Source organism: Paenibacillus sp. GQ49, from assembly GCF_059759055.1.
Map to the genome: position 1 here is coordinate 34,194 of NZ_JCAXEL010000028.1, position 22,626 is coordinate 56,819.

A 22,626-nucleotide genomic window follows, 5' to 3' on the forward strand; every position below is an offset into this window, starting at 1 on the left:
CTTCAACCTTTCTGAGGTAGAGCTACTCGGTGAGTATCGGAAATGGATTTGAGCGAGTATGCAAGCCCTTCCTCATCAAAGAAATTTCGGTATGAATGTTCATACTCGGATTTGACCTGTTGACGGAAGGCTACCATTTCCTCTCGTTTGGTTGGGTCCATATCCGGAATGGCTGCAATGAGACGTTTGGTATAGATGTGTTGCGGATTCTCAAAAATATCATTTGTTGTGCCCTGTTCCACATATCGACCTTTATACATAATTCCAATCTCATCACACATATGACGGATGATGCCCAGATCGTGACTGATGAACAGATAGGTCAGATTCAGTTCTTTTTGAATTTCCTGCATGAAGTTGAGTACCTGAGCCTGTACCGATACATCAAGTGCAGATACAGGTTCATCAGCGATAATTAACTTCGGCTTCAGTGCAATAGCCCGTGCAATGCCGATCCGTTGACGCTGCCCCCCTGAGAATTCATGCGGATATTTGTAGATTGATTCCGGACTCAGGCCAACCTTTTCAAGTAATTCTCTTACTTGTCTTTTTTCCTCGGTAGCTGTCAGTCGCTCATAGTTACGAAACGGCTCAGCGATAATATCGATAACCCGCTTCTTTGGATTCAGTGATGAATATGGGTCTTGAAAAATCATTTGTACATCCCGCTGGAGCTGCCTGTTCTTACGTCGCTCCGTAGCCAGATTTTTGCCGTTAAACAGAATCTTTCCGTCAGTGACATGGTTTAGCCCAATAATGGCTCTGCCTGTTGTTGTCTTACCTGAACCTGATTCGCCAACCAGACCATAGGTCTGTCCTTCTTCAATGGAGAAGCTAACATCATCAACAGCCTTTACACTGCCAATTTCCCGTTTAAGCAATCCACCGCGAATCGGAAAGTGTATCTTGAGCCCTTCTACTTCGAGTAATGCCATTATGTTATTCCTCCTCAGCTTTGGTCAGGGAAATGAAAGTGCTGGTAACAGGTACACCGTACAAAGTGACCTGGTGCAATTTCATGCATCTGTGGGTTCTCTTCATGAGCCGATTCACTAATCCATGGAATTCGGGCTTTGAATCTGCACCCTTTGCGAGGAAGATTTTTGAGTGATGGTACGATACCTTGTATGACATGTAATTTGGATCTTTCTTCAGACAGGGTGGGAATAGAGTTCAACAATGAGCGGGTATATGGATGCTTCGCATCGTTCATCAATGTGAAGATATCTGCGATTTCAACAATTTCGCCTGCATACATAACTGCTACGCGATCAGCCATCTCAGCTACGACACCCAGATCATGTGTAATCAGAATAATGCCTGCGTTAATTTCATTCTTCAGATCACGGATCAGCTCCAGAATCTGTAGTTGAATCGTAACGTCAAGCGCCGTCGTTGGTTCATCGGCTATGAGTAGTTCCGGTTTGTTGGCAATCGCAATGGCAATAACAATTCTCTGTCTCATACCACCAGATAGTTCGTGGGGATACTGCTTGTATATTTGTTCGGGACGTGGAATCCCTACCTGATTCAATAAGTGAATGACCTTTTCTCTCTTCTCTCTGGAAGACAGTTTGGACTGATGAAGTGTGAGAATCTCTTCAATCTGTTCACCAATAATCATTAGAGGGTTTAGTGCGGACAATGGGTCCTGAAAAATCATGCCCATTTCTTTACCGCGTAGCTTGTTTAACTTGTTTGGGGAGATGTTGGCAATATCTTGTCCTTTATAGAGAATCTGGCCTTCGATTTTTGCTTTGTTATGCAAACCCATAAGAGAGAATGCAAAAGCACTTTTACCTGACCCGGATTCACCTACAATCGCCAACACTTCATTTTTCTTCACCGTAAGGTTAACGTGATCCACTGCTGCATAATAGTAATCTTCAATTCTGAATGATGTTGTTAGATTTCTGACTTCCAATAGCTCTGTATTCAAATCAATCACCCTAACCCCATAATTTCCGTAGATTGTATTCGTGTGTAGAGGAATGCATCCACTGTATATTTCCAAGTTCTTGAAGATAACGAACAATAGCTTATACAAAATACCAAATTGTTAGGAGAAACAAGTTTAAGAGACTCATATTTAGACCATTGGTCAATTAATGTTGATAATTCCTAGCGGAATTATATATCAAAATAATTAATGTAATCATACGTGTAATTTTAGCTAACGTCAATGCTTATTTTGAGATTTTTGGTATAAATGTTTTTTATACTACAGATTTGGATATTAGTAATACTATAAAGGCATATAGCAGGAATTTTGAGAGGTGTTATCTTGTTTTTGGCTGTGAGGTGTACATAGGCAATTGGTGAAAATAACATATACATAACATAGTAGTTACATCTAGTGTATGTGTACGTTTTGATTTAAGTAGACATTCTTACTTTTGCGTGAGGTAAATGTTACATATATGAGTGGTGAGTGTATCTCAATCTATAGCTGAATTTTATTGAACCGGAGCCGTTATGCTCACAATTGAAATAATATGTGCGATCAAAGTAAAAAATCTAGTTAATCTAGTATAGTTTTATTTATTTGCTAATGTAAAGACCAAATTGTCATCTTTTATCATTTATTTTACAAAAGAAAGAAAAAAGCCCTGCAAAATGCAGAGCTTATCTAATATTTATTCATTTAAGTGTATATATAATACCCTTTACTAAGAATCAGGAGGTCTTTTACCACGTTTTAACTCATTGATACTCAAGCCAAAATCCATCTGCAAGTGAGGATAGTCCGGAAAGTTTGCCCAGTCTCCACCCCAAGTAAAACCTAACTCTTTGGCGAGATCCACAACTTCCATCCAGTCTGCCTTGCCATTCCCGTTATCATCACGTTCCATATCCCACACCACATCACCGTCAGGCGTCCTCAATGCAAAATCAATTGCTAATCCGTAGTTATGATATGACTCACCACCACGCGCATTAGTAACGATATTGCCTGCACTTGAGCGTCCTTGGTTGAATAGTGCATCTTGCTCCTCGGAACTTCGGTAACCGTGGGTGATAACAATCTCTATTCCACGTCTCGCTGCCTTACGTACCAATAACTCTTCATTTTCTGCCACTACAGGGTGTAGACCTGTAATTGGTACAGCATCTTGGATTGTTGTCCCAGGCCACATATTATCTATATCATCTTTTTGCTGTAACCACACATATATAATGGAAAGTAAAAGAGTAGCTATAATCCAGTTTTTCAGACTCTTTTTTCTCTGTTTGCCTTTACGTTTTGATGTATTCATATCCACTCCTGGTGTTTATTCTGAAATAAACAGCTATTCCTGCTGCCTGTACCTTTTCAGTAGATTAGACTCTATTATAATTCATTTGAGCCTTGAATGCTTCTATCACCACAGTATTGAATTGTTCCATTTGTTAGAGTGGATCTGTTATTTCTATTCTTCTATTGATATATACAAAAAAGCAGCCGGCTATAAGCCGACTGCTTCGTATGCAAGCTGAGTAAAAACTACTCAGTTGTGTATGGCAATAATGCGATTTGACGGGAGCGTTTGATTGCAATCGTCAGCATGCGTTGATATTTAGCGCTAGTACCTGTTACACGGCGTGGCAAAATTTTTCCACGTTCGCTGATAAATTTACGAAGCAAGTCCGTATCTTTATAATCGATGTGAGTAATTTTGTTAGCTGTGAAGAAGCACACTTTACGACGTTTATTACGGCCGCCACGACGTGCCGGTCTTTTATCGTTGTCTCCGCCTTCTCTTTGCTTGAAGCCCATGCTTTTCAGTCCTTTCCTATCATGTAACCCATATCTCCTAAGAGTTATCAGCTCATGTTAAAATGGCAAATCATCATCCGATATATCAATCGGTTTTCCGTCATCGGAAAAAGGATCCTGATTGTTGCTACGCGAATTATTGTTATTGTTCGCGCGTCCGCCGCCTCCATAAGAAGGCTCTTCACGCATTGGTTGCCCACCGCCGCCACCGCTATTATCACGGTTAGCTGACTCCAAGAAACGGACATTATCGGCAATGACTTCGGTCACGTATACACGTTTTCCTTCGTTATTCTCGTAGTTCCGTACTTGAATGCGTCCTTCGACTGCAGCCAGGCGTCCTTTGCGCAAGTAGTTCGCACAGGTCTCGGCAAGCTGTCTCCAGGTTACGACCGGAATGAAATCGGCTTCCTTTTCTCCCCCTTGGCTTGTAAACGGTCTGTCCACTGCCAAAGTAAATTGCGTAACTGCCACTCCTGCTGGAGTGTAACGCAACTCAGGGTCCCGGGTTAACCGGCCGATCAGAATGACACGGTTCAACAATGTAATCCCCTCCTTCAGAGCGTATTGGTGCGTTAATCACGAGTAGTCTTAAGCAGACTTAACGTCGTTGGTAATGAGATAACGAATTACTTCGTCAGAAATCTTCATGAGACGCTCAAGTTCAGTTACAACTGCTGGTTCAGCAGTGAAATGTACCAGAACATAAAAACCATCACGGAATTTCTTGATCTCATACGCAAGACGGCGTTTACCCATAACGTCGTGAGCTGTAACTTCACCACCGCCGTTGGAGATGATGCCTTGGAATTTATCGACTGTAGCTTGAACAACTTCTTGCTCAATGTCAGGACGAATAATGTACATCACTTCATATTTGCGCATAATTTTCACCTCCTTATGGACTCTGGCCCTCAATCTAGGTTGAGAGCAAGGAACGAGCACAAACTCGAACTATATTAATATAACAAATACCGAGTCAAAGTGCAAGCAAACGTTCCCTGTACATATTGGCACATGATCAGCCTGGCTATGGAGCACACTACAGAAGCAACAAAGTAACATAATCTGCAGAGGAGGTTTTATCATGGGTGAAAAAACCGAGTTTGAACCAGGAGACAAAGCCCCAAACGATGGAGAGTACACAGAAGTTGGGGAAAAAAGCTTTGTCACGGAAATTCAGAACCCAAAGCGGGTAACGCTGCAAAAAGGTGAGGCTTTTCCCGAAACAAGCAATCATAATCGCAAGTGGAAGAAGCTGACCAAAGCCCGCGTCCATTAATCGCAATACTTTTTTTTCGATCCATGTATATAAAACGGAATAAAGCACATAATACAATCAGGCGGTGCACGAGAGAGGTGTGGTTCCGTTGGACAACGAAGCCGATCATTCGCTGTTGGAGATTCATCACGTAATTTAAGAAGCAAGTGGTTATGTGTAGTAAGGCCCTTCGTCTGAAGCACGCGTATTGCTACGTGCAGTACACCAAGTGTCTGATTGTTACGACCGATTGTTTCCTAACAAACAAATGCACCGCCGGATAAAGAGCCCTTCGGGGCTCTTTATTTTTCGTTTTAGTCATTAATGATGCATCTGATATAGATACGTGTTCAATACATATTCAATAAAACGTTATACAAAAAAAGACTTTCCTAATGGAAAGTCTTCTTATCGATCTTTTTATTAAACTCAATGTGTATTGAGTAAATTACAACTGAAGTGGCGGAAAGGGTGGGATTCGAACCCACGCACGCTGTGACACGCCTAACTGATTTCGAGTCAGCCCCCTTGGGCCTCTTGGGTACCTTTCCGCAGCAATATTGATTATAGCATGATCATTTACAGAACGCAACACTCATACAGAGCCTGCATGTAAACGTTATTACGCGTACTGCATACCGAATTATTGCAAGATCAGGATTCAGTGGAATCTTCGGCTGAACGCAGTACCTTCTTCATGTTTTTCTCGAATTTCGCTCTTGGAATCAACACGCTGTGTTTACATCCGACACACTTAATCCGAATATCCATACCCATACGAATGATCTCCATCTCATTGCTGCCACAGGGATGCTGCTTCTTCATCTGCACGATATCCCCAAGCTGGAAACTTTTACGCTCCACCTGTGCCATCCCCCTCATCTTTCTCCAAAGCTACTGCCTGTTCCAATACGGCTTGATTGCTCATCTCATGATACTCCAGCGTTTTTTTTACATCGCCCTGAATCTGACGTTCCACCGAAGCACGAGAGTTAGGCATACATTCAGCCACAATTCGCACCACATACTCAGATGTGGACATCGACTGTATACCGAGCACATCCGGCACCTTTACAATATTTAGGTCACGCTCTTCAATTCCAACCAAAGACTTTTTCACCAGATGTACCGACTCATCGAGACTTAAGGCCGCCTTCATCGGAATATCCACTACAGCCAGCGAATTCGACATGGAGTAGTTCGTTACACTTGCAATCGCCCCGTTTGGGATAATGTGCACTTCACCTTGCCAGCTGACCAGTTTCGTTGTTCTAAGTCCGATCACCTCAACCGTTCCCTTGTAGGTTCCCGTCTGAATAACATCCCCCACAGCGAACTGGTCCTCCAATATAATGAAGAAACCGGTAATAACATCCTTGACCAAACCCTGTGCACCAAAACCAATGGCAAGCCCAAGCACACCGGCACTCGCGAGTAGTGGCCCAACCTGAATATTGATCTCAGATAACAGTAGCAGAATCATAATAAAATTACATGTTATGGAGGTCGCATTTTTCAACAGTTCCCCTACAGTTACGAATCTGCGCGGATTCACGCGAATCTTGCCTTCCTGCTTGCGCTCCATGGAACGATCTATAATCCGATATACCACCTTAATGACAATACGGGTGATGATAAAAATAATAATGATCCGGATTGAGCTGAACATAATGTTAAGCCAAATATCGGGATCTGCAATTTTGTTCCAGACTTTATCCGTCCAACGAAGGGCCTCATTTACAGCACCAGTAGCACCGTCATTCCCTTGAGCAAACTGAAATGACAACATTCATCATCCCTCCTCTACATCGGTATGTTATCATAGCTGTCTTCTGTTTTAAAATAGAGGCCTCGGATCTCTACGAACTCGTTACGAATGATCTTCTGTACTCGCTCCAGATCCTCCTTTGGAAACTGAATACACAGCGCACACCCTGCTGTAATTTCTTTTGGTGTAGGGAACAAATCAATCTCTATCTCAGCAAACTCCAGCAGCATTTCAGCACGCAGCGCCTGCTGGGTTGAATCAAACGCAATCAGCATCCAATCGTTAATCCATTCGTCCATGTTCGGCTCCTTTCGCCATACGTCCAACCCTAGAGAAAAAGCTTGTCCTCGTGAAGTATAAAACGCTCTACCTTTCCATATACTGTTACTACTATTCCAAGGGAAAGGATAGATCCTATGAATCCTACTTCGCGTTCCTTTTCATCACAAGACATGACCAGTTTGAAAATCCCCCATACCGATCCAGGTATTCACTCGGCCATTACCCATCGTTTAATGTTTCACCTCTATAAAGCCCATTCTCTGCAAAATGTAGTGATTGTCTGCATCGGCACAGATCGCTCAACAGGCGACTGCCTTGGTCCTCTGGTCGGATCAGCCCTTTCCAAGTGGGACAGCCCTTTATTCCATCTATATGGTACCTTGGATGAACCAGTCCATGCGATGAACCTGCAAGATACACTCCACAACATACAGAAAACACACCATAACCCTTATGTGATTGGCATTGACGCCTGTCTCGGTCAATCATCCAGTGTGGGTTGCATTCAAGTTGTGAATGGTCCACTCAAGCCGGGTGCGGGGGTAAATAAAGAATTACCGCCGGTCGGCGATATCCATCTGACAGGTATCGTTAACGTCGGCGGCTTTATGGAATACTTTGTTCTACAGAACACACGGCTCAGTCTTGTTATGCGCATGTCCGAGATTATATCCAGCAGTCTGTACTCGGCCATTCGGGAATGGCATACACGTTCTACTCTGCTTGCTGTGCCAGAGTAATAGCTTCCTTTTCCTCTGGGGACAGAGTATACGTGGACTCTCCCCCTTTAAGAGGTTTGGCATATACGTAAGAACCGTCACGGTTATATATCCCCGTAAGGATCATGCCATCCTGGCTATCATTAATCATGGCCATTGAGAAGCTCAGATCACTGCCACGCTCTCCATATGCATTGTACCTTTTCACGCCAACTTTTCCTTGAATGCGGGTCAGCTTTTGCATGACAACTTGCAGCTGATTCGTTTGCAGTTTGTGTTCATCCTCAATGCTGTCCATCTGAATTTTCAGATTAATCAGCAACGATTCCAGGTCCTCTACTCCACTGCCAGCCATCATGGCTTCATATTTACGTTTAAATTTTCGTAACTTTGCCCCTTGAACAATACTCACAATAAGCAAGATCACCGTAAGTAATGCCATTCCGCCAATAATCCATAACAGCTGTTCCAGAATCAGCTCGTTTAATTCAGCCATGTAATTGCAACTACCCCTCTATATTTTTGATCAGATTAACGTCTGTCCTGTAATATTATCATTCATTATAAATCAACCCGATATCCATAAGCTTAATCAAGCAACCCTGTATCAAATGAGTTCATCATTTCAACTCTAATCTAGTCTGCCCCAGTCAATTCCAACACTGCCTTAACGAGTTCTTCCACATGTACTCTAGTTGAATTGTATCCCACACTGGCCCTTACTGCTCCGGTAGCGGTTGTACCAGCAGATTCATGTGCAAGCGGTGTGCAATGAAAACCGGAGCGAACCGCAATCCCATAATTCCGATCTAAACGGAAGGCGAGTTGTGCTGAATCATACCCATCTACAGTAAAAGATACTAATCCGGTGCGTGGCTGTCCAATCTCTGGACCAAGCATTCGAATGCCCTTAACGGATGCCAGCCCATCTATCATAAGTTGGGTCAGTTCCCACTCATGTTGGTAGATGACCGCTGGTGTCATCTCAAGTACATGTTTCACACCCGCATTCAGCCCTGCGATCCCGACTGTATTCGGCGTCCCCGCTTCATACCGATCAGGACGCACCTTTGGCTGCTCCAGAGCTTCTGACTGACTTCCTGTTCCTCCATGAAGTAAAGGCTCTATATCGAGCTCTGGAGCAATGTACAAGCCCCCTGTACCCTGAGGACCAAGCAGTCCCTTATGCCCTGGAAAAGCCAACATATCAATGCCCAATTGTTGTACATTCACAGGCATAACCCCAGCACTCTGAGCTGCATCTACCAACAAGATCGCTTGATGTTTACGACATAGGAGCGAAATTTCTCCAATAGGAAGAATACTGCCAAGCAGATTGGAACTATGTGTACATACCACCAATCTGGTATTCGAACGAAACATACGTTCCATTTGCATCAGATCAATGGCTCCCGTAGCATTAACAGGCACATAATCAATCTCCACATTTCGGAGTCTGCGCATATACTCTAGTGGTCGTCTGACTGAGTTATGTTCAGCCATGGTGGCAATCACATGGTTGCCCTCTCTGAGCGAGCCTTGAATAGCTAGATTTAGCGCTTCAGTCGTATTTGATCCGAATGCAATATCATTCGCATTTTTGATTCCAAAGATACTGGATATGGATTTTCTCGCCTCGAACAATACACGACTTGCCTGAACAGCCATACGGTGACTTCCTCTGCCAGGATTAGCTCCGGCAATCTCCAATGCACTCAACATCGCGTCACCGACAGCAGGTGGTTTGGGCCAAGATGTTGCTGCATGATCTAGATAGATAACTCCCTCCACCTCACAACCACCTCTGTCCTATAAATTAATAATTCGCCTTCACATATTGCACATATAACCCTATAAACAAAGAATGACATATCGTTTCTCCATGGTACAGAGGCGATATGTCATGACATGAGTAAGCCCCGCATGTTGTTAATGAATCATAGACCCGACTATTATTGTAACAATTCTAATAGCCGTTCCAGATCCTGTTGACTGTAGTAGTTGAGCTCAATTTTACCTTTATCTTTATTGTGCTTAATTTTCACTGTTGTTTTGAAACGTTCACGAAGAGATTCTTCCAATGTATCAATGAATGGATCTTTCTTTTTTAACTTCGATTTGGCTTTAGCCTCACCTGTTTTGGAGCGATCCAGTTGTTGAACAGCTTCCTCCAACTCACGTACACTCCATTGCTGATCAATGGTCTGTTTCGCAAGTTGCTTCACTATAACCTCGTCTTTAACACCTACGATCGCACGTGCATGTCCCATAGATAATGTTCCACGTGAAACATGGTCTTTTACTTCTTCGGGCAATGATAACAGACGCAAAAAGTTAGCAATGTGAGAACGTGATTTACCTACTTTTACAGATAACTCTTCCTGAGTCAACGCGAATTGATCCATTAACCCCTGATAAGCAACTGCAATTTCCATGGCGTTCAGATTCTCCCTTTGCAGGTTTTCGATCAACGCAATCTCCATTACCTGCTGATCACTGAAGTTGCGGACTACAGCCGGTACCGTGGCATTACCACAATATTGCGAAGCTCTGAACCGTCGTTCTCCGGCAATAATCTCATAACCTCGTAATACAGGACGAACAATAATGGGTTGTATGACACCATGTTGACGAATGGACTCAGCCAGTTCATGTATTGCGCCCTCATCAAATACTTTACGTGGTTGATAGGGGTTAGCCCGCAGTTGACTAATCGGGATTTCTACGACTTTATCATCGTCATTAATTGAAAGCGAAGGAATGAGGGCATCAAGACCTTTTCCAAGCCGCTTACTCATAAGAAATCACTTCCTTTGCGAGCTCTAAATACACTTCCGCCCCTCTTGAACGAGGGTCATACGTGATAATGGATTGACCATGAGATGGTGCTTCACTCAGCCGTACGTTACGCGGAATAATTGTTTGATATACTTTTTGTTGAAAATACTTTTTCACTTCTTCAATAACCTGAATTCCCAGATTGGTCCGCGCATCAAACATCGTCAGCAATACCCCTTCAATCTGCAGGGATGTATTCAGATGTTTCTGTACCAGACGAACTGTATTAAGCAACTGGCTTAATCCTTCAAGTGCATAATACTCACACTGAATCGGAATGATCACCGAATCGGAAGCAGTTAACGAATTGATCGTTAACATACCAAGGGATGGTGGACAATCGATCAGTATGTAATCATAGTTTTTTTTCACCATGGCGAGTGATTTTTTCAGGCGAACTTCCCGTGATATCGTGGACACCAATTCGATCTCGGCTCCGGCAAGCTGAATCGTTGCAGGTATGATATGAAGGCCTTCAATCTGAGTCTCCACAATCGCTTCTTGAGGAGGAACCTCATTAATAATGACATCATATATACAATTAGCCACATCTGCTTTATTGATTCCGACTCCGCTGGTTGTATTCCCCTGAGGGTCAATATCGACAAGCAATACTCTTTTCCCGAGTGAAGCCAGTCCTGCACCCAAGTTAACAGATGTCGTCGTTTTCCCCACACCGCCCTTTTGATTTGCTACGGCCATAATCTTAGACAATTACTTCACCTCAAATAAAATAGGAGTCTTTTCTGTAGGTTGTGAGATATTGTTAACAAAAAGCAGGCGGCCATCGTCCACACAAACAACAACTACCGTTCCATCAATATACCGACCGTTCTTTAAAAATTTCAGACCTAACTTGCTTTATAGACATAAAAAGCGGCCCATTGCCGCCATAAGCTTCAATTATTTACGTTTTGGAATATGGATAACGATCTCATAATGATCCTCATGGTCTGCTTCTTTGGTTTTGATGTCCAGACCAGAGCCAGTTACCATATCAATGGATTGGCGAATTGTATTAAGTGCAAGCCTTACATCCTTGGTAAAGGAAACACGTCTAGATTTTTTAATCTTAGAAGATTCCTTGTAGAAGGCAACACGTGCCTCTGTCTGTTTCACATTCAATTCTTTTTCGATAATCTCACCGAGCAACTTCATCTGCAGTTCTTCCGTATCCAGAGAAAGTAATGCTCTTGCATGCCGTTCAGAAATTTTGCGTTCCATCAATGCGGCCTTAATGCCGTCCGGAAGCTGTAACAACCGAATTTTGTTCGCGATGGTTGACTGGCTTTTGCCGAGTCGTTGTGCCAGACTTTCCTGTGTCAATTGATGCAAGTCGATCAGCTTCTGATAAGCGACAGCTTCCTCAATTGAGGTCAATCCTTCACGCTGCAAGTTCTCAATCAGTGCAATGGATGCGGCCTGAGAGTCGTTGAATTCACGCACAATAGCCGGAATCGTATCCAAACCCAATTTTCGAACTGCACGCCAGCGACGTTCCCCGGCAATAATCTCATATGATCCATTTCGCACGCGAACGACAATAGGCTGAATTACACCATGTGTTTTGATCGTCTGCAACAACTCATCAATTTTATCATCATCAAAAATAGTACGGGGTTGGTATGGGCTACTCACAATTTCATTAACCGGAATCTGTTTGATCTCATCTCCGTTATTGCGCTCCGCCAAACCAAACAACTTCGAAAATTGTTCTTTCATTCCGCAGATTACCACCTAGTTTCGTAATAGCTCCCACAGTCTTTGCAGGTGCTTCTTATTCAATAAGCGACCTTTTACATGCATCGTTCTTGGAATAAGTTTTGCCTTTCATAACGCTTTCTGTCATGCAACATCGAACGCATATCCATCTATCTATACATATAATCTATGATCGCTGTGACCCAAGATCGGATACTTCTATTCTATCATCTTTTCTATCATAATCCTATGCTTACCTATTCTTTAAACTCTGCTAATTTTCCTGCTTTTTCTTTGTGAATATTGGAAATATGACGACTTGCACACATTCAATTAATGAAATTGTTCATGAGTTACTCTGCGTGAAATTCATCATTACAGGTTCTTTAAGAGATATGTAATACGAAGTATCTGTGATGTTGATCCAGTCCTCCATTTCAGAAAACAAAAAAAGAGAATGTTTCACGTGAAACATCCTCTTTATCTATGTCTAAATTTCTATTTTATTTTGACTCACTTCAAAACCATCACACAGCTATATCAGCGGAGTCTTCATTGGAGTACCTGGTTTGCGCGGATACTTATATGGTGTCTTATCAAATTTCTGAATCAGAATGATGTGACGCTCTGATTCTTCAACCGGCAGCTGGAATGGATGAACGGCCTTAACCCGTCCTTTCAGCTGATTGAAGCTGAACTCCGCTTCCTTCATTTCATCACGCGGGTCTCCGCCCTTCATGGCAGCGAACATTCCACCTTTGCGAACAAAAGGAAGGCAGAATTCATTCAGCACAGCCAGCTTGGCTACTGCACGCGCCGTAACGAGATCGTAGCTGTCACGATACCCTTCTTTGCGTCCAATCTCTTCAGCACGTCCATGAACCAATTCCACATCAGTCAGACCAAGGATGTCTACCACATGCTGTAGAAAACCAATACGTTTATTCAATGAATCAATGATCGTAAGCTTAATATGCGGGAAACAGATCTTCAGTGGTAATCCTGGAAAACCCGCTCCTGATCCAATGTCAGCAAGCTTATTCACTTTGGTCATGTCAGTATAAAAAGCCAGCGATACCGAATCATAGAAATGCTTGGTATACACTTGCTCCCGATCCGTTATGCCCGTCAGATTCATCTTTTCATTCCAGGATACCAATTCCTGATAATACAGTTCGAATTGCTCCAATTGGAGTTCTCCCAGCTCTAATCCATGTTTCTTTAAGCGCCGCTGCAGTTGCTGTTGAATATCGTCCATTATTGTCCCCTTGCTGCGGTTACACGGTTATAATGCTCCAAGTAGACCAGCAGAATGGAAATGTCGGCAGGAGTAACTCCAGCAATACGAGAAGCCTGACCAATCGAGATTGGACGAATCGTAGCGAGCTTCTGTTTGGCTTCCATAGCAAGACCATGAATCTCATCATATACGATAGTGTCCGGAATTTTCTTTTTCTCCATCTTTTGCAAACGTTCCACGTGGATCAATTGTTTCTCAATATAACCCGCATATTTAATTTGTATTTCCACTTGTTCTTTCATATCTGCTGTCAGTTCTACCTCAGATGGTGAGAGCTGTTCAATCAGTTCATACCCCAGCTCCGGGCGACGCAGCAAGGTAAGCAACGTACTGCCATCCTGAATAGGTGTAGATCCGTACTCTTCCAGCTTGGCATTCACTTCAACCGGGCGAGCTTTAGCCACTTTCAGACGTGCAACTTCCTGCTCGACTTTCGCCTTTTTATCCAGGAATTTTGCATAACGCTCTTCAGGGATCAGGCCAATATCATATCCTATTTCCGTCAAACGCATATCTGCATTATCATGGCGAAGCAACAGACGATACTCAGCGCGTGAAGTCAACAGACGATATGGTTCATTTGTACCCTTTGTCACCAGATCATCAATCAGCACGCCAATATAACCTTGGGAACGATCCAGTATTACCGGCTCTCTCCCCTGTACTTTGAGTGCAGCGTTGATTCCAGCCATAACACCTTGTCCTGCTGCTTCTTCATAACCGGAGGTACCATTAATCTGACCCGCCGTAAACAGACCTGGTAGACGTTTAGTTTCCAGTGAAGGCCACAATTGTGTAGGCACCATCGCATCGTATTCAATCGCATAACCATTACGCATCATTTCCACTTTTTCCATACCTGGAATTGAACGCAACATAGCCAGTTGTACGTCTTCTGGCATACTCGTAGACAATCCCTGTACGTAATACTCGGATGTGTTCTTGCCTTCCGGCTCAAGGAATATCTGATGTTTCGGCTTGTCGCTGAAACGAACAATTTTATCTTCAATGGAAGGGCAATAACGTGGTCCGGTTCCTTCAATAAGCCCCGAGAACATCGGAGCACGATGCAGATTATCATTAATAATCTGATGTGTATCCACAGATGTATACGTCAACCAGCAAGGCAACTGCTCATTATCGGAAGATTCTGTTTCATAGGAAAAGAACTTCGGCTTGTCATCACCAGGCTGAATTTCGGTTTTGCTAAAATCAATCGTATCCTTATGCACACGTGGTGGTGTACCCGTTTTGAAACGAACCAGATCAAAGCCCAGTTCACGCAGATTTTCTGACAATTTAAGAGAGGGTTGTTGATTGTTCGGTCCACTCTCATACATCAGCTCGCCCATAATTACTTTACCGCGCAAGTATGTGCCTGTCGTTAGAACGACTGCTTTAGCCCGATACTCTGTTCCGGTCTGAGTCACAACGCCTACACATTTTCCGTCTTCAACGATCAGTGAATCAACCATACCCTGACGCATCGTCAGATTACGTTCATTCTCCATCGTTTCCTTCATTTTATGCTGGTAGGAGAATTTATCTGCCTGAGCACGAAGCGCGTGAACAGCAGGCCCTTTACCCGTGTTAAGCATCCGCATCTGAATAAAGGTTTTATCGATATTCCGTCCCATTTCTCCACCAAGTGCATCAATCTCGCGCACAACATGTCCTTTGGCCGGTCCCCCAATAGATGGGTTACAAGGCATAAAGGCCACCATGTCCAGATTGATCGTAATCATTAGTGTTTTGGACCCCATACGAGCTGCGGCCAGTGCGGATTCCACACCAGCATGTCCTGCACCAACGACGATTACATCATAACTGCCACCATCAAAAGCCATTCCCGTTTACCTCCTTATTCCGCTGCATTTGGTGTAACTCACGCAGACGGATCATGTTTTACAATAATGAAACTACTTCTAACCGTTCATCGGAACTTGCATTCCTATCTATATGAAACCAACACGTAATGGCTACAATATCATTCCATCCTTTGACAACAGGCAGAAATTGTACCTCTCCATCATACACTACGATTTAACTCAATCGGCAGTATATTATTTTTACTTTCCTAGACAGAACTGGGAGAAAATCTGATCAATTAATGCATCATGTGCTGTATCTCCAACAATCTCACCCAAATGCTCCCACGCCAAACGAACATCAATCTGTATCATATCGATCGGAATGAACTGCTCTGCTGCTTCATAGGCATCAACCAGGGACTGCTTCGCTTTTTTGAGCAAAGCAATGTGACGCACATTACTGACATAAGTCAGGTCTGCGGACTCCAGTTTACCACTGAAGAATAGCGTAGAGATGGCATCTTCCAGTCGATCCACACCCAGATCATCTTTCACCGACATCGGTACAAGCCGTTCTTCCGGAATGTAACGAAGCAGCACGTCACGTTCTACCTGTGGCGTTAAGTCCATTTTATTCATAATAATTATCGATTGTCTACCGCGGATTTGTTCCAATAATTCAATCTCATCGGGATGAAGTGGCTCCGCAGCATTCACAACCATCAAGATCAGATCGGCTTCACTTACCGCAGAACGAGAGCGTTCTACCCCGATCTTCTCTACAACGTCCATGGTTTCCCGGATTCCTGCCGTATCCAGCAACTTCAGTGGGATATTATTGATCGTAATGAACTCCTCGATCACATCACGAGTTGTTCCTGGAATGTCCGTGACGATAGCCCGATTGTCTTGCGCAAGTGTATTCATCAAGGAGGATTTACCTACGTTAGGTCGTCCAACGATAGCTGTTGTAATACCTTCTCGCAGGATCTTTCCTTGCTCTGCTGTAGTCAGCAATTTATCAATTTCAGTCATAACCTGACTGGACTTCTCTTTAATAAAATCAGACGTTAACGACTCCACATCATGCTCGGGATAATCGATATTCACTTCAATGTGAGCTAGTGTTTCCACCAATGTATATCGTAGATCACGCAATTTGGAAGACAGTTTGCCTTCAACTTGTTTCAGCGCAACCGAGAAAGCCCGGTCCGATTTGGAACGAATAAGATCCATGACACCTTCAGCCTGAGACAAGTCAATCCGCCCATTAAGGAAAGCACGCTTCGTGAACTCACCGGGTTCAGCCAGACGAATATCAAGCTGCAACAGCAGGTCCATGACCCGTTTTACAGACACTACACCGCCATGCGCACTGATCTCCACGACATCTTCTGTTGTGAACGACCGAGGTGCTCGCATGACCGTAACCAATACTTCCTCAATCTTTTCCCCATTAACGGGATCTATGATATGACCATAATGAACCGTGTGAGATGCTGCCTGGGTTAAAGGGGTTTTGCTGCGAAAAATCTTTTCCGTCTCCGACACTGCATCCGGGCCGCTGACCCGGATCACGGCGATACCCGCCTCTCCGACAGCCGTTGATATCGCTGTGATCGTATCACTGATCATGGTTATCTCTCCTTGCTCTATTTTAAAATTGCCGCCCCTCAGGGGACGCCACATCCATTTTCAAATCTATTAATGATATAACATATGACATGCTGCTTATCGTATTAAGTTCACTCTTTACTTGTTCTACGCACCTTATCAAATTACTTCTGTACGAAAAAAGCAATGGCTTCTGCACCGGGCAGGAAGCCATTGCGTCTTCAATTTCGTGTTATTTCGTCGTAATAACCACACGCCGATTAGGCTCCTCACCCTTACTTAAGGTCTTAATCTGCGGGTGGTTTTGCAGTTTTGCATGGATGACTTTTCGTTCGAGCGGAGGCATTGGTTCCAGTACAACTTCCTTACCGGTACGGATTGCTTGTCCAGCCAACCGTTCAGCCAGATCCTCCAGCGTCTTCCGCCGACGTTGACGGAAATTCTCCGCGTCGAGCACAATTCGAACGAAGCTTTCCGAATATCGGTTCGCTACAATGTTTGTTAGATACTGAAGCGCATCCAGCGTCTGTCCACGTCTGCCAATAATCATGCCCAGATCTTCACCAGCAATATTAAAGATATGTCCATCCCGCTGTTTTTTGATATGCACTTCAACATCCAGTCCCATACCTGCTGCGACCTCTTTCAAGAAAGCAGCCGCTTCTTCATAGGGATTTTTAGCTGCAACATCCTCAAGTAATGCATCTAATTCAGGTTTGTATGCAGCTGGCTTGATCGGCTGTGGAACAACTTCCGGTACAGGCAATAATTTCACTTCAACTTTGGCCGCCCTCACCCCGAACAAACCCAGGAATCCTTTTGACGGCTGCTCTAACACTTGTATCTCGACCTTGTCCCGACTTACGCCAAGCTCGGTCAATCCTTGGTTTACAGCATCTTCAACGGTTTTTCCTGACGTAATGACTTTGGTCATTTCGATTTTTTGGCCCCTTTCGACCCTTTTCCAGAGACGGTTGCTTTGCCACCGTTTTTGCGTTTAGCTCCATTTTTGGAAGAGCTATTCTGCTTCACGTTGACCTCAGCCACGATTTTATCATTATTCCGGTAAAGGAAATAGTTTTGCACGATCGTGTAGATGTTACTGTAGAACCAGTACAGCGGAAGTGCTGACGGGAACTGGTAAGACATCACGAAGATCAAAATTGGGTATACCCACAGCATAAACTGCATCGGACCAATTTGCTGTGCAGGGTTCATACGCATCATCATCCATGTTTGAATGAATGTTGTGATGGCAGCCAGCACTGGCAAAATAAACAGGTGATCCGGTTCCCCGAGCTGGAGCCACAAGAAATCATGTGTTCTCAGACTGGAGTTTCCGTAAATTGAGTTATAAAGTGCGATGTAAATCGGCATCTGAATCAGAAGTGGCAGACAACCCGCCATCGGATTAACTTTGTTCTCCTGAAACAACTTCATTGTTTCTTGCTGAACTTTCTCAGGTGTATCTTTAAACTTGGCTTGAATCTCCTTCAGCTGCGGCTGAATCGCCTGCATAGCTTTGGAGCTACGGACTTGTTTCATTGTTAATGGTAAAATCAATGTCCGTACAATAAGCACCATCACGAGGACAGCCAGTCCATATTCACCGTTAAACCAGTTGGCGAATGTATCCAGCGCCAGTGAGAACCAGTACACAACATTGCTTTGCCAGAATGAGCCACTATTCTTCAGATCTTCCGTAGTAACCCCGGCTCCTTGTGGAGTACATCCGGCGAGTACAGTGACCATTGCAATGACTGCAATGAGGAGAATCCACTTCCCCTTTGATGTCTTCAATCGCGACACTTCATAACCCCTCTCTTAACCATTCCATTCCACCGTAAATCATACCATAATTAGGAGGACAAATAAACCGAAGCTTACCGCTTGCTCGACTTCAAAAGAGAGCCCTTTCGCATCGCATGTAGCAGGCTTTTTTCCATTTCCTTATAGGGCATGTCCAGTGCACCTTTTCTGACGATAAAAATCAGATCCATCTGCGTGACGATCTCATGCTCATGATGACGAACAATTTCCTTGATCATGCGTCTCATCCGGTTGCGTACGACAGCGTTTCCGATTTTCTTGCTGCATGATACACCTACCCGGAATTGTTCCGTATCTTTACGGCGGCAGCCATACACCACGAATTGATGATTGGCAAACGATTTCCCATACCGGTATACGCGGCTAAAGTCCGCCCGGTTTCGTAGACGCAGTCTTTTATACACGGCGCTTCTCCTTGCTGTTCTCCATCATTGATATTGACGGAGGCCTCATTACTGATTTAGTATAGGCTTTCTTGAATGACGGTAAACCGTCTTGGCGACAACTTCATTTGGGTTGATTGTTAATCAGCTACTTGAACTGATCAGCATTCATCCGGGATGAATGTTGATTGGCCATTAAAACCTATCAACGATTCATCATTATATAAGGTAAGTTTTCGAAAAACGGAAAACTCACTCAACATACATCGTGTGTGTTTCAGCACTTTTTCGCAGACCATTCAGACCTGATCTGTAGCAGCATCCAGTCTGATTTGAGCTAATTAAGAAAAAAAAGACCACCTCGGTGGTCTTCAATGCTTAAGCACTCAGGTTTTTACGGCCTTTAAGGCGACGTGCGGCCAAAATTTTACGGCCATTGCTCGTGCTCATTCTTTTCCGGAAACCATGAACTTTTTTACGTTTGCTAACGTTCGGTTTGAATGTAGGTCTCAATGTATTGCACCTCCTCACAAGGAAATACTTATGTGATGAATCACTTTCATCTTCACAGAAAACACCTTTATATATTTAACCATGATCACCTGGAAAAGTCAACTGCATGGCTCAAGGCTTCTCCCTCTTTTATTTACACTCTTCATCCCACCCAAAGTAATGACCACAGTTCGTTCACTTCAATACCATTACCAAGCCCCGAAGAGAGTCCTGAAAGTTATCCCCAGACCCTGATCAGATCACCATATTTCAGCATTTATAGTTATCCACACCCTCCAATACCCGCTATTTCCTTTATCACGTCCTGTTTGAAGTTATTCACATGTGGATAATGATTATATGCTATACATATCGTCGAATTCTGATCAGGTTGTATCCGCTTCAATTAAGGTTTACAAGCTTTTGAGAAAGGTGTAGGATAAAAATCACATCTTGTATACAAGTAGTCCTTTGAAAAAAAACATTAGCCGTTAGCTTGTAGCTACAGACTATGGGTTGAACTGAATGTCCAGTCCGCAAAATAGTTATGCTATGATCAGTAATGAACTGATTACTTATTAATAGGAGCGTTAGCCATATGTTATTTCCTTCTTCCTGGCTTCAAGGAGCTTCCCGTGGTGAAGCCATTGCCTGCGAATTAAGGCTGCGGATCATCAGCGGTACCCTTCGACCTGGAGAGATTTTGTCGGAAAATCGAATTGCGGCTGATTTTGACAGCAGTCGTTCACCTGTCCGTGAAGCTTTACGAACATTGTCCAATGAAGGACTTATTCGACTTGAACGTATGGGTGTCGTTGTCATTGGACTACGAATCAAGGATGTCGAAGAATTGTATGATGTCCGTTTCCTGATTGAAAGTTTTGTGCAGCAGCGACTCGCTGGTGATGTTCCACAATCATTAATCACCCAACTGCGTAACGTGATCGACAAAATGCAACTGGCTGGACAGCATCAGGACGCCGTCGAATTCGCCTATCAGGATCTCGTTTTCCACGAAACCATCATTGAAGCTGCTCAGCATTCCCGTATTTCACATCTATGGAAGAGTATTCGATATGTTGTGATGACCGTTATGCTGCTCACAACACGCAGAGTATTCGTTCAAGGCGAGCAGAAAGTAAGCGCTGTAATTGAGAAACACCGTTTGCTCGTTGAAGCACTGGAATCCGGTGACAAAATGCTCATTCAGGCTGGAGTCCGCACGTATTTCCAAGATTCCGGTAAAACACTGCACGAAAGCTTTGATTCCTAATCGATGCAAGGCGTTTGCAATCATATCCGTCGTGATTGATTGCGGCTTAACTTGTCGACAAGTATACAAAATGCGATTTTCTTTCAATTTCGGGCATGATAAAACTACATTTTTCGCCAACACCTCTTCTTCATTCTGGGCACAAAATTTAATTGGTGACGATAATTTTACTTGTAAGCGTTCTATATCAGAAATAAAGGAGCACACAACATCATGAGCACTCTTTTTGGACTATCCCACAACGCAACATTATTGGTCTGGACATTCATTGCAATCGTTTTTCTGATCGTTTTGATCTCCAAGTATAAATGGAATCCCTTTATCACCCTGCTGTTGTCCGCATTAATGCTCGGTTTGCTTACAGGCATGAAACCTGCCGATGTGATCTCTTCCATTACCGGGGGACTTGGCGGCACACTTGGAACCATCGCAATTGTTATTGCTCTCGGTACAATGCTTGGTAAGATGATGGCCGAATCTGGCGGTGCCGAGCGCATTGCAACTACATTAGTTGATCGGTTTGGTGTAAAACGTGTGCACTGGGCCATGATGATTGTTGGATTTATCGTTGGTATTCCCGTTTTCTTCGAAGTCGGCGTTATTCTGATGATCCCCATCATTTTTACCGTTGCACGTAAAACCAACATGTCTTTGCTGCAGATTGGTATTCCCATTCTGGCGGGTCTGTCGACTGTACACGGTTTGGTTCCACCCCATCCAGCGCCAATGATTGCGATTGAAGCCTTCAGCGCGGATCTGGGTAAAACCATTCTGTACTCCCTTATTGTTGGTATTCCTACAGCGATTATTGCAGGTCCCTTATTTGGTAAATTTATTGGTAAAAGAATACACACCGATCCGCCAGCAGAACTGGCTGAACAATTCGCAACCAAAACAAACAGCAACATGCCTGGGTTTGGTATTACCCTGTTTACCATATTGCTGCCTGTTATTTTGATGCTGATTGGCTCCATTGCAAGCATCATTGACCCAAATGCCACGAGCGGTTTCACCGTTTTCAGTGAATTTATCGGTCATGAGATCATTGCTCTGCTCATTTCAGTTGTATTTGCTCTCTTTTCACTCGGCTTTGCACGTGGGTTTACCAAACACGATATTTCTCGCTTCACCAGTGAATGTCTGGCGCCTACGGCGACCATCATTCTCATTATTGGCGGAGGGGGTGCCTTCAAACAGGTATTGATCAATAGTGGTGTAGGTAGCGCCATTGCTGAAGTCGCTACCCATGCCAACATCAACGTGATCCTGTTTGCCTGGCTTGTCGCTGCGCTCATTCGTGTAGCTACCGGTTCAGCCACCGTAGCCATGACAACAGCCGCCGGTATTGTCGCTCCAGTGCTTGCACTCACACCAGGGGCCAATATTGAGCTGGTTGTACTCGCCACAGGTGCGGGGTCACTCATCTTGTCTCATGTAAACGATGCAGGATTCTGGATGATCAAAGAATTCTTCAATATGAGCGTTTCCCAGACATTGAAAACGTGGACCGTTATGGAAACACTATTATCTGTAGTGGGACTGATCTTTATTTTGCTGCTGAGTACAGTGGTATAAATGGAGTATCTATAGTAGAAAA

General features: G+C 43.8%; 25 protein-coding genes and 1 tRNA gene. 4 read left to right on the forward strand and 22 right to left on the reverse strand.

From position 1 onward, the window contains the following. Positions 1-2: 2 nt before the first annotated feature. The 6 genes from AC6CIF_RS29490 to rpsF all read right to left on the reverse strand — a co-directional run bounded on the left by AC6CIF_RS29490 (position 3) and on the right by rpsF (position 4,642). Positions 3-935: an ABC transporter ATP-binding protein gene (locus AC6CIF_RS29490; protein WP_017691436.1), complete on the reverse strand. Its 933-nt coding sequence runs from the start codon at positions 933-935 to the stop codon at positions 3-5. 14 nt (positions 936-949) lie between these two features. After that, complete coding sequence (locus AC6CIF_RS29495; RefSeq protein WP_498202539.1) at positions 950-1,939, reverse strand: ABC transporter ATP-binding protein; 990 nt, start codon at positions 1,937-1,939, stop codon at positions 950-952. Between the two features lie 730 nt (positions 1,940-2,669). Continuing rightward, complete coding sequence (locus AC6CIF_RS29500) at positions 2,670-3,257, reverse strand: M15 family metallopeptidase (RefSeq protein ID WP_498202540.1); 588 nt, start codon at positions 3,255-3,257, stop codon at positions 2,670-2,672. A 227-nt stretch (positions 3,258-3,484) separates the two neighbouring features. Beyond that, entirely contained in the window at positions 3,485-3,757 is a 273-nt protein-coding gene (gene rpsR, locus AC6CIF_RS29505) for a 30S ribosomal protein S18 (RefSeq protein WP_017691433.1), read from the reverse strand. 57 nt (positions 3,758-3,814) lie between these two features. After that, positions 3,815-4,300 (reverse strand): single-stranded DNA-binding protein, encoded by a 486-nt coding sequence (ssb, locus tag AC6CIF_RS29510; protein WP_017691432.1) that lies wholly within the window; start codon positions 4,298-4,300, stop codon positions 3,815-3,817. Between the two features lie 48 nt (positions 4,301-4,348). Then, positions 4,349-4,642 (reverse strand): 30S ribosomal protein S6, encoded by a 294-nt coding sequence (rpsF, locus tag AC6CIF_RS29515; protein WP_036611944.1) that lies wholly within the window; start codon positions 4,640-4,642, stop codon positions 4,349-4,351. Positions 4,643-4,844: 202 nt separating this feature from the next. Here rpsF and AC6CIF_RS29520 point away from each other — a divergent pair, with 202 nt between their 5' ends. Then, positions 4,845-5,039 carry a YjzC family protein gene (locus AC6CIF_RS29520; protein WP_036671877.1) on the forward strand — a complete coding sequence of 65 codons (195 nt, stop codon included), beginning with the start codon at positions 4,845-4,847 and terminating at the stop codon, positions 5,037-5,039. A gap of 439 nt (positions 5,040-5,478) precedes the next feature. Here the strand turns inward: AC6CIF_RS29520 and AC6CIF_RS29525 are convergent. The 4 genes from AC6CIF_RS29525 to AC6CIF_RS29540 form a co-directional block, all read right to left on the reverse strand. Continuing rightward, positions 5,479-5,569 (reverse strand) — tRNA-Ser (locus AC6CIF_RS29525). A gap of 103 nt (positions 5,570-5,672) precedes the next feature. Continuing rightward, positions 5,673-5,882: a DUF951 domain-containing protein gene (locus tag AC6CIF_RS29530; protein ID WP_036611950.1), complete on the reverse strand. Its 210-nt coding sequence runs from the start codon at positions 5,880-5,882 to the stop codon at positions 5,673-5,675. After that, complete coding sequence (locus AC6CIF_RS29535) at positions 5,872-6,807, reverse strand: mechanosensitive ion channel family protein (RefSeq protein WP_076216643.1); 936 nt, start codon at positions 6,805-6,807, stop codon at positions 5,872-5,874. Before AC6CIF_RS29535 ends, AC6CIF_RS29530 begins: the two co-directional genes overlap by 11 nt. Before the next feature lie 14 nt (positions 6,808-6,821). Further along, a complete protein-coding gene (locus AC6CIF_RS29540; RefSeq protein WP_017691427.1) occupies positions 6,822-7,085 on the reverse strand; it encodes a putative Se/S carrier protein in 264 nt (87 codons plus the stop codon). 117 nt (positions 7,086-7,202) lie between these two features. On the opposite strand from AC6CIF_RS29540, the gene yyaC reads away from it, so the two are divergent. Next, positions 7,203-7,808, forward strand: a complete 606-nt coding sequence (yyaC, locus tag AC6CIF_RS29545) for a spore protease YyaC (protein ID WP_036611957.1) — start codon at positions 7,203-7,205, stop codon at positions 7,806-7,808. On the opposite strand, the gene AC6CIF_RS29550 is transcribed toward yyaC, so the two are convergent. From AC6CIF_RS29550 to rpmH, 12 genes are all read right to left on the reverse strand, one after another. Beyond that, positions 7,783-8,283, reverse strand: coding sequence for a DUF4446 family protein (locus AC6CIF_RS29550; protein ID WP_036671879.1), 501 nt, complete (start codon positions 8,281-8,283; stop codon positions 7,783-7,785). The genes yyaC and AC6CIF_RS29550 overlap by 26 nt on opposite strands. Positions 8,284-8,423: 140 nt before the next feature. After that, positions 8,424-9,578, reverse strand: coding sequence for an aminotransferase class V-fold PLP-dependent enzyme (locus AC6CIF_RS29555; RefSeq protein WP_498202541.1), 1,155 nt, complete (start codon positions 9,576-9,578; stop codon positions 8,424-8,426). A gap of 161 nt (positions 9,579-9,739) precedes the next feature. Continuing rightward, a complete protein-coding gene (locus AC6CIF_RS29560) occupies positions 9,740-10,585 on the reverse strand; it encodes a ParB/RepB/Spo0J family partition protein (RefSeq protein WP_076216640.1) in 846 nt (281 codons plus the stop codon). Beyond that, entirely contained in the window at positions 10,578-11,339 is a 762-nt protein-coding gene (locus AC6CIF_RS29565) for a ParA family protein (RefSeq protein ID WP_024629525.1), read from the reverse strand. Before AC6CIF_RS29565 ends, AC6CIF_RS29560 begins: the two co-directional genes overlap by 8 nt. Before the next feature lie 189 nt (positions 11,340-11,528). Next, entirely contained in the window at positions 11,529-12,347 is an 819-nt protein-coding gene (gene noc / locus AC6CIF_RS29570) for a nucleoid occlusion protein (RefSeq protein WP_036611968.1), read from the reverse strand. A 514-nt stretch (positions 12,348-12,861) separates the two neighbouring features. Continuing rightward, positions 12,862-13,584: a 16S rRNA (guanine(527)-N(7))-methyltransferase RsmG gene (gene rsmG, locus AC6CIF_RS29575; RefSeq protein ID WP_076216638.1), complete on the reverse strand. Its 723-nt coding sequence runs from the start codon at positions 13,582-13,584 to the stop codon at positions 12,862-12,864. Beyond that, complete coding sequence (gene mnmG / locus AC6CIF_RS29580; protein ID WP_498202542.1) at positions 13,584-15,473, reverse strand: tRNA uridine-5-carboxymethylaminomethyl(34) synthesis enzyme MnmG; 1,890 nt, start codon at positions 15,471-15,473, stop codon at positions 13,584-13,586. Before mnmG ends, rsmG begins: the two co-directional genes overlap by 1 nt. A gap of 222 nt (positions 15,474-15,695) precedes the next feature. Continuing rightward, complete coding sequence (gene mnmE, locus AC6CIF_RS29585) at positions 15,696-17,072, reverse strand: tRNA uridine-5-carboxymethylaminomethyl(34) synthesis GTPase MnmE (protein ID WP_124118699.1); 1,377 nt, start codon at positions 17,070-17,072, stop codon at positions 15,696-15,698. Positions 17,073-17,283: 211 nt separating this feature from the next. Continuing rightward, complete coding sequence (jag, locus tag AC6CIF_RS29590) at positions 17,284-17,985, reverse strand: RNA-binding cell elongation regulator Jag/EloR (RefSeq protein WP_339306327.1); 702 nt, start codon at positions 17,983-17,985, stop codon at positions 17,284-17,286. Then, the gene (locus AC6CIF_RS29595) at positions 17,982-18,860 is read right to left on the reverse strand and encodes a YidC/Oxa1 family membrane protein insertase (protein WP_076216630.1); all 879 of its coding nucleotides are present in this window, start codon (positions 18,858-18,860) and stop codon (positions 17,982-17,984) included. Before AC6CIF_RS29595 ends, jag begins: the two co-directional genes overlap by 4 nt. A gap of 74 nt (positions 18,861-18,934) precedes the next feature. After that, entirely contained in the window at positions 18,935-19,285 is a 351-nt protein-coding gene (gene rnpA / locus AC6CIF_RS29600) for a ribonuclease P protein component (protein WP_036611981.1), read from the reverse strand. 357 nt (positions 19,286-19,642) lie between these two features. Next, the gene (gene rpmH / locus AC6CIF_RS29605) at positions 19,643-19,777 is read right to left on the reverse strand and encodes a 50S ribosomal protein L34 (RefSeq protein WP_017691413.1); all 135 of its coding nucleotides are present in this window, start codon (positions 19,775-19,777) and stop codon (positions 19,643-19,645) included. Between the two features lie 577 nt (positions 19,778-20,354). Between rpmH and AC6CIF_RS29610 the strand changes: the two genes are divergently transcribed. Further along, positions 20,355-21,029 (forward strand): GntR family transcriptional regulator, encoded by a 675-nt coding sequence (locus AC6CIF_RS29610; RefSeq protein ID WP_498202543.1) that lies wholly within the window; start codon positions 20,355-20,357, stop codon positions 21,027-21,029. A gap of 213 nt (positions 21,030-21,242) precedes the next feature. Continuing rightward, positions 21,243-22,604, forward strand: a complete 1,362-nt coding sequence (locus AC6CIF_RS29615; protein WP_498202544.1) for a GntT/GntP/DsdX family permease — start codon at positions 21,243-21,245, stop codon at positions 22,602-22,604. The last annotated feature ends 22 nt before the right edge of the window (positions 22,605-22,626 follow it).

What these genes read in the sequence shown, in the direction of transcription:
- AC6CIF_RS29490 (WP_017691436.1), bottom strand. Translation starts at nt 935, where the DNA reads ATGGCATTACTCGAAGTAGAAGGGCTCAAGATACACTTTCCGATTCGC.
- AC6CIF_RS29500 (WP_498202540.1), bottom strand. Translation starts at nt 3,257, where the DNA reads ATGAATACATCAAAACGTAAAGGCAAACAGAGAAAAAAGAGTCTGAAA.
- rpsR (WP_017691433.1), bottom strand. Translation starts at nt 3,757, where the DNA reads ATGGGCTTCAAGCAAAGAGAAGGCGGAGACAACGATAAAAGACCGGCA.
- rpsF (WP_036611944.1), bottom strand. Translation starts at nt 4,642, where the DNA reads ATGCGCAAATATGAAGTGATGTACATTATTCGTCCTGACATTGAGCAA.
- AC6CIF_RS29520 (WP_036671877.1), top strand. Translation starts at nt 4,845, where the DNA reads ATGGGTGAAAAAACCGAGTTTGAACCAGGAGACAAAGCCCCAAACGAT.
- AC6CIF_RS29535 (WP_076216643.1), bottom strand. Translation starts at nt 6,807, where the DNA reads ATGTTGTCATTTCAGTTTGCTCAAGGGAATGACGGTGCTACTGGTGCT.
- AC6CIF_RS29540 (WP_017691427.1), bottom strand. Translation starts at nt 7,085, where the DNA reads ATGGACGAATGGATTAACGATTGGATGCTGATTGCGTTTGATTCAACC.
- yyaC (WP_036611957.1), top strand. Translation starts at nt 7,203, where the DNA reads ATGAATCCTACTTCGCGTTCCTTTTCATCACAAGACATGACCAGTTTG.
- AC6CIF_RS29550 (WP_036671879.1), bottom strand. Translation starts at nt 8,283, where the DNA reads ATGGCTGAATTAAACGAGCTGATTCTGGAACAGCTGTTATGGATTATT.
- AC6CIF_RS29560 (WP_076216640.1), bottom strand. Translation starts at nt 10,585, where the DNA reads ATGAGTAAGCGGCTTGGAAAAGGTCTTGATGCCCTCATTCCTTCGCTT.
- noc (WP_036611968.1), bottom strand. Translation starts at nt 12,347, where the DNA reads ATGAAAGAACAATTTTCGAAGTTGTTTGGTTTGGCGGAGCGCAATAAC.
- rsmG (WP_076216638.1), bottom strand. Translation starts at nt 13,584, where the DNA reads ATGGACGATATTCAACAGCAACTGCAGCGGCGCTTAAAGAAACATGGA.
- mnmG (WP_498202542.1), bottom strand. Translation starts at nt 15,473, where the DNA reads ATGGCTTTTGATGGTGGCAGTTATGATGTAATCGTCGTTGGTGCAGGA.
- mnmE (WP_124118699.1), bottom strand. Translation starts at nt 17,072, where the DNA reads ATGATCAGTGATACGATCACAGCGATATCAACGGCTGTCGGAGAGGCG.
- jag (WP_339306327.1), bottom strand. Translation starts at nt 17,985, where the DNA reads ATGACCAAAGTCATTACGTCAGGAAAAACCGTTGAAGATGCTGTAAAC.
- AC6CIF_RS29610 (WP_498202543.1), top strand. Translation starts at nt 20,355, where the DNA reads ATGTTATTTCCTTCTTCCTGGCTTCAAGGAGCTTCCCGTGGTGAAGCC.
- AC6CIF_RS29615 (WP_498202544.1), top strand. Translation starts at nt 21,243, where the DNA reads ATGAGCACTCTTTTTGGACTATCCCACAACGCAACATTATTGGTCTGG.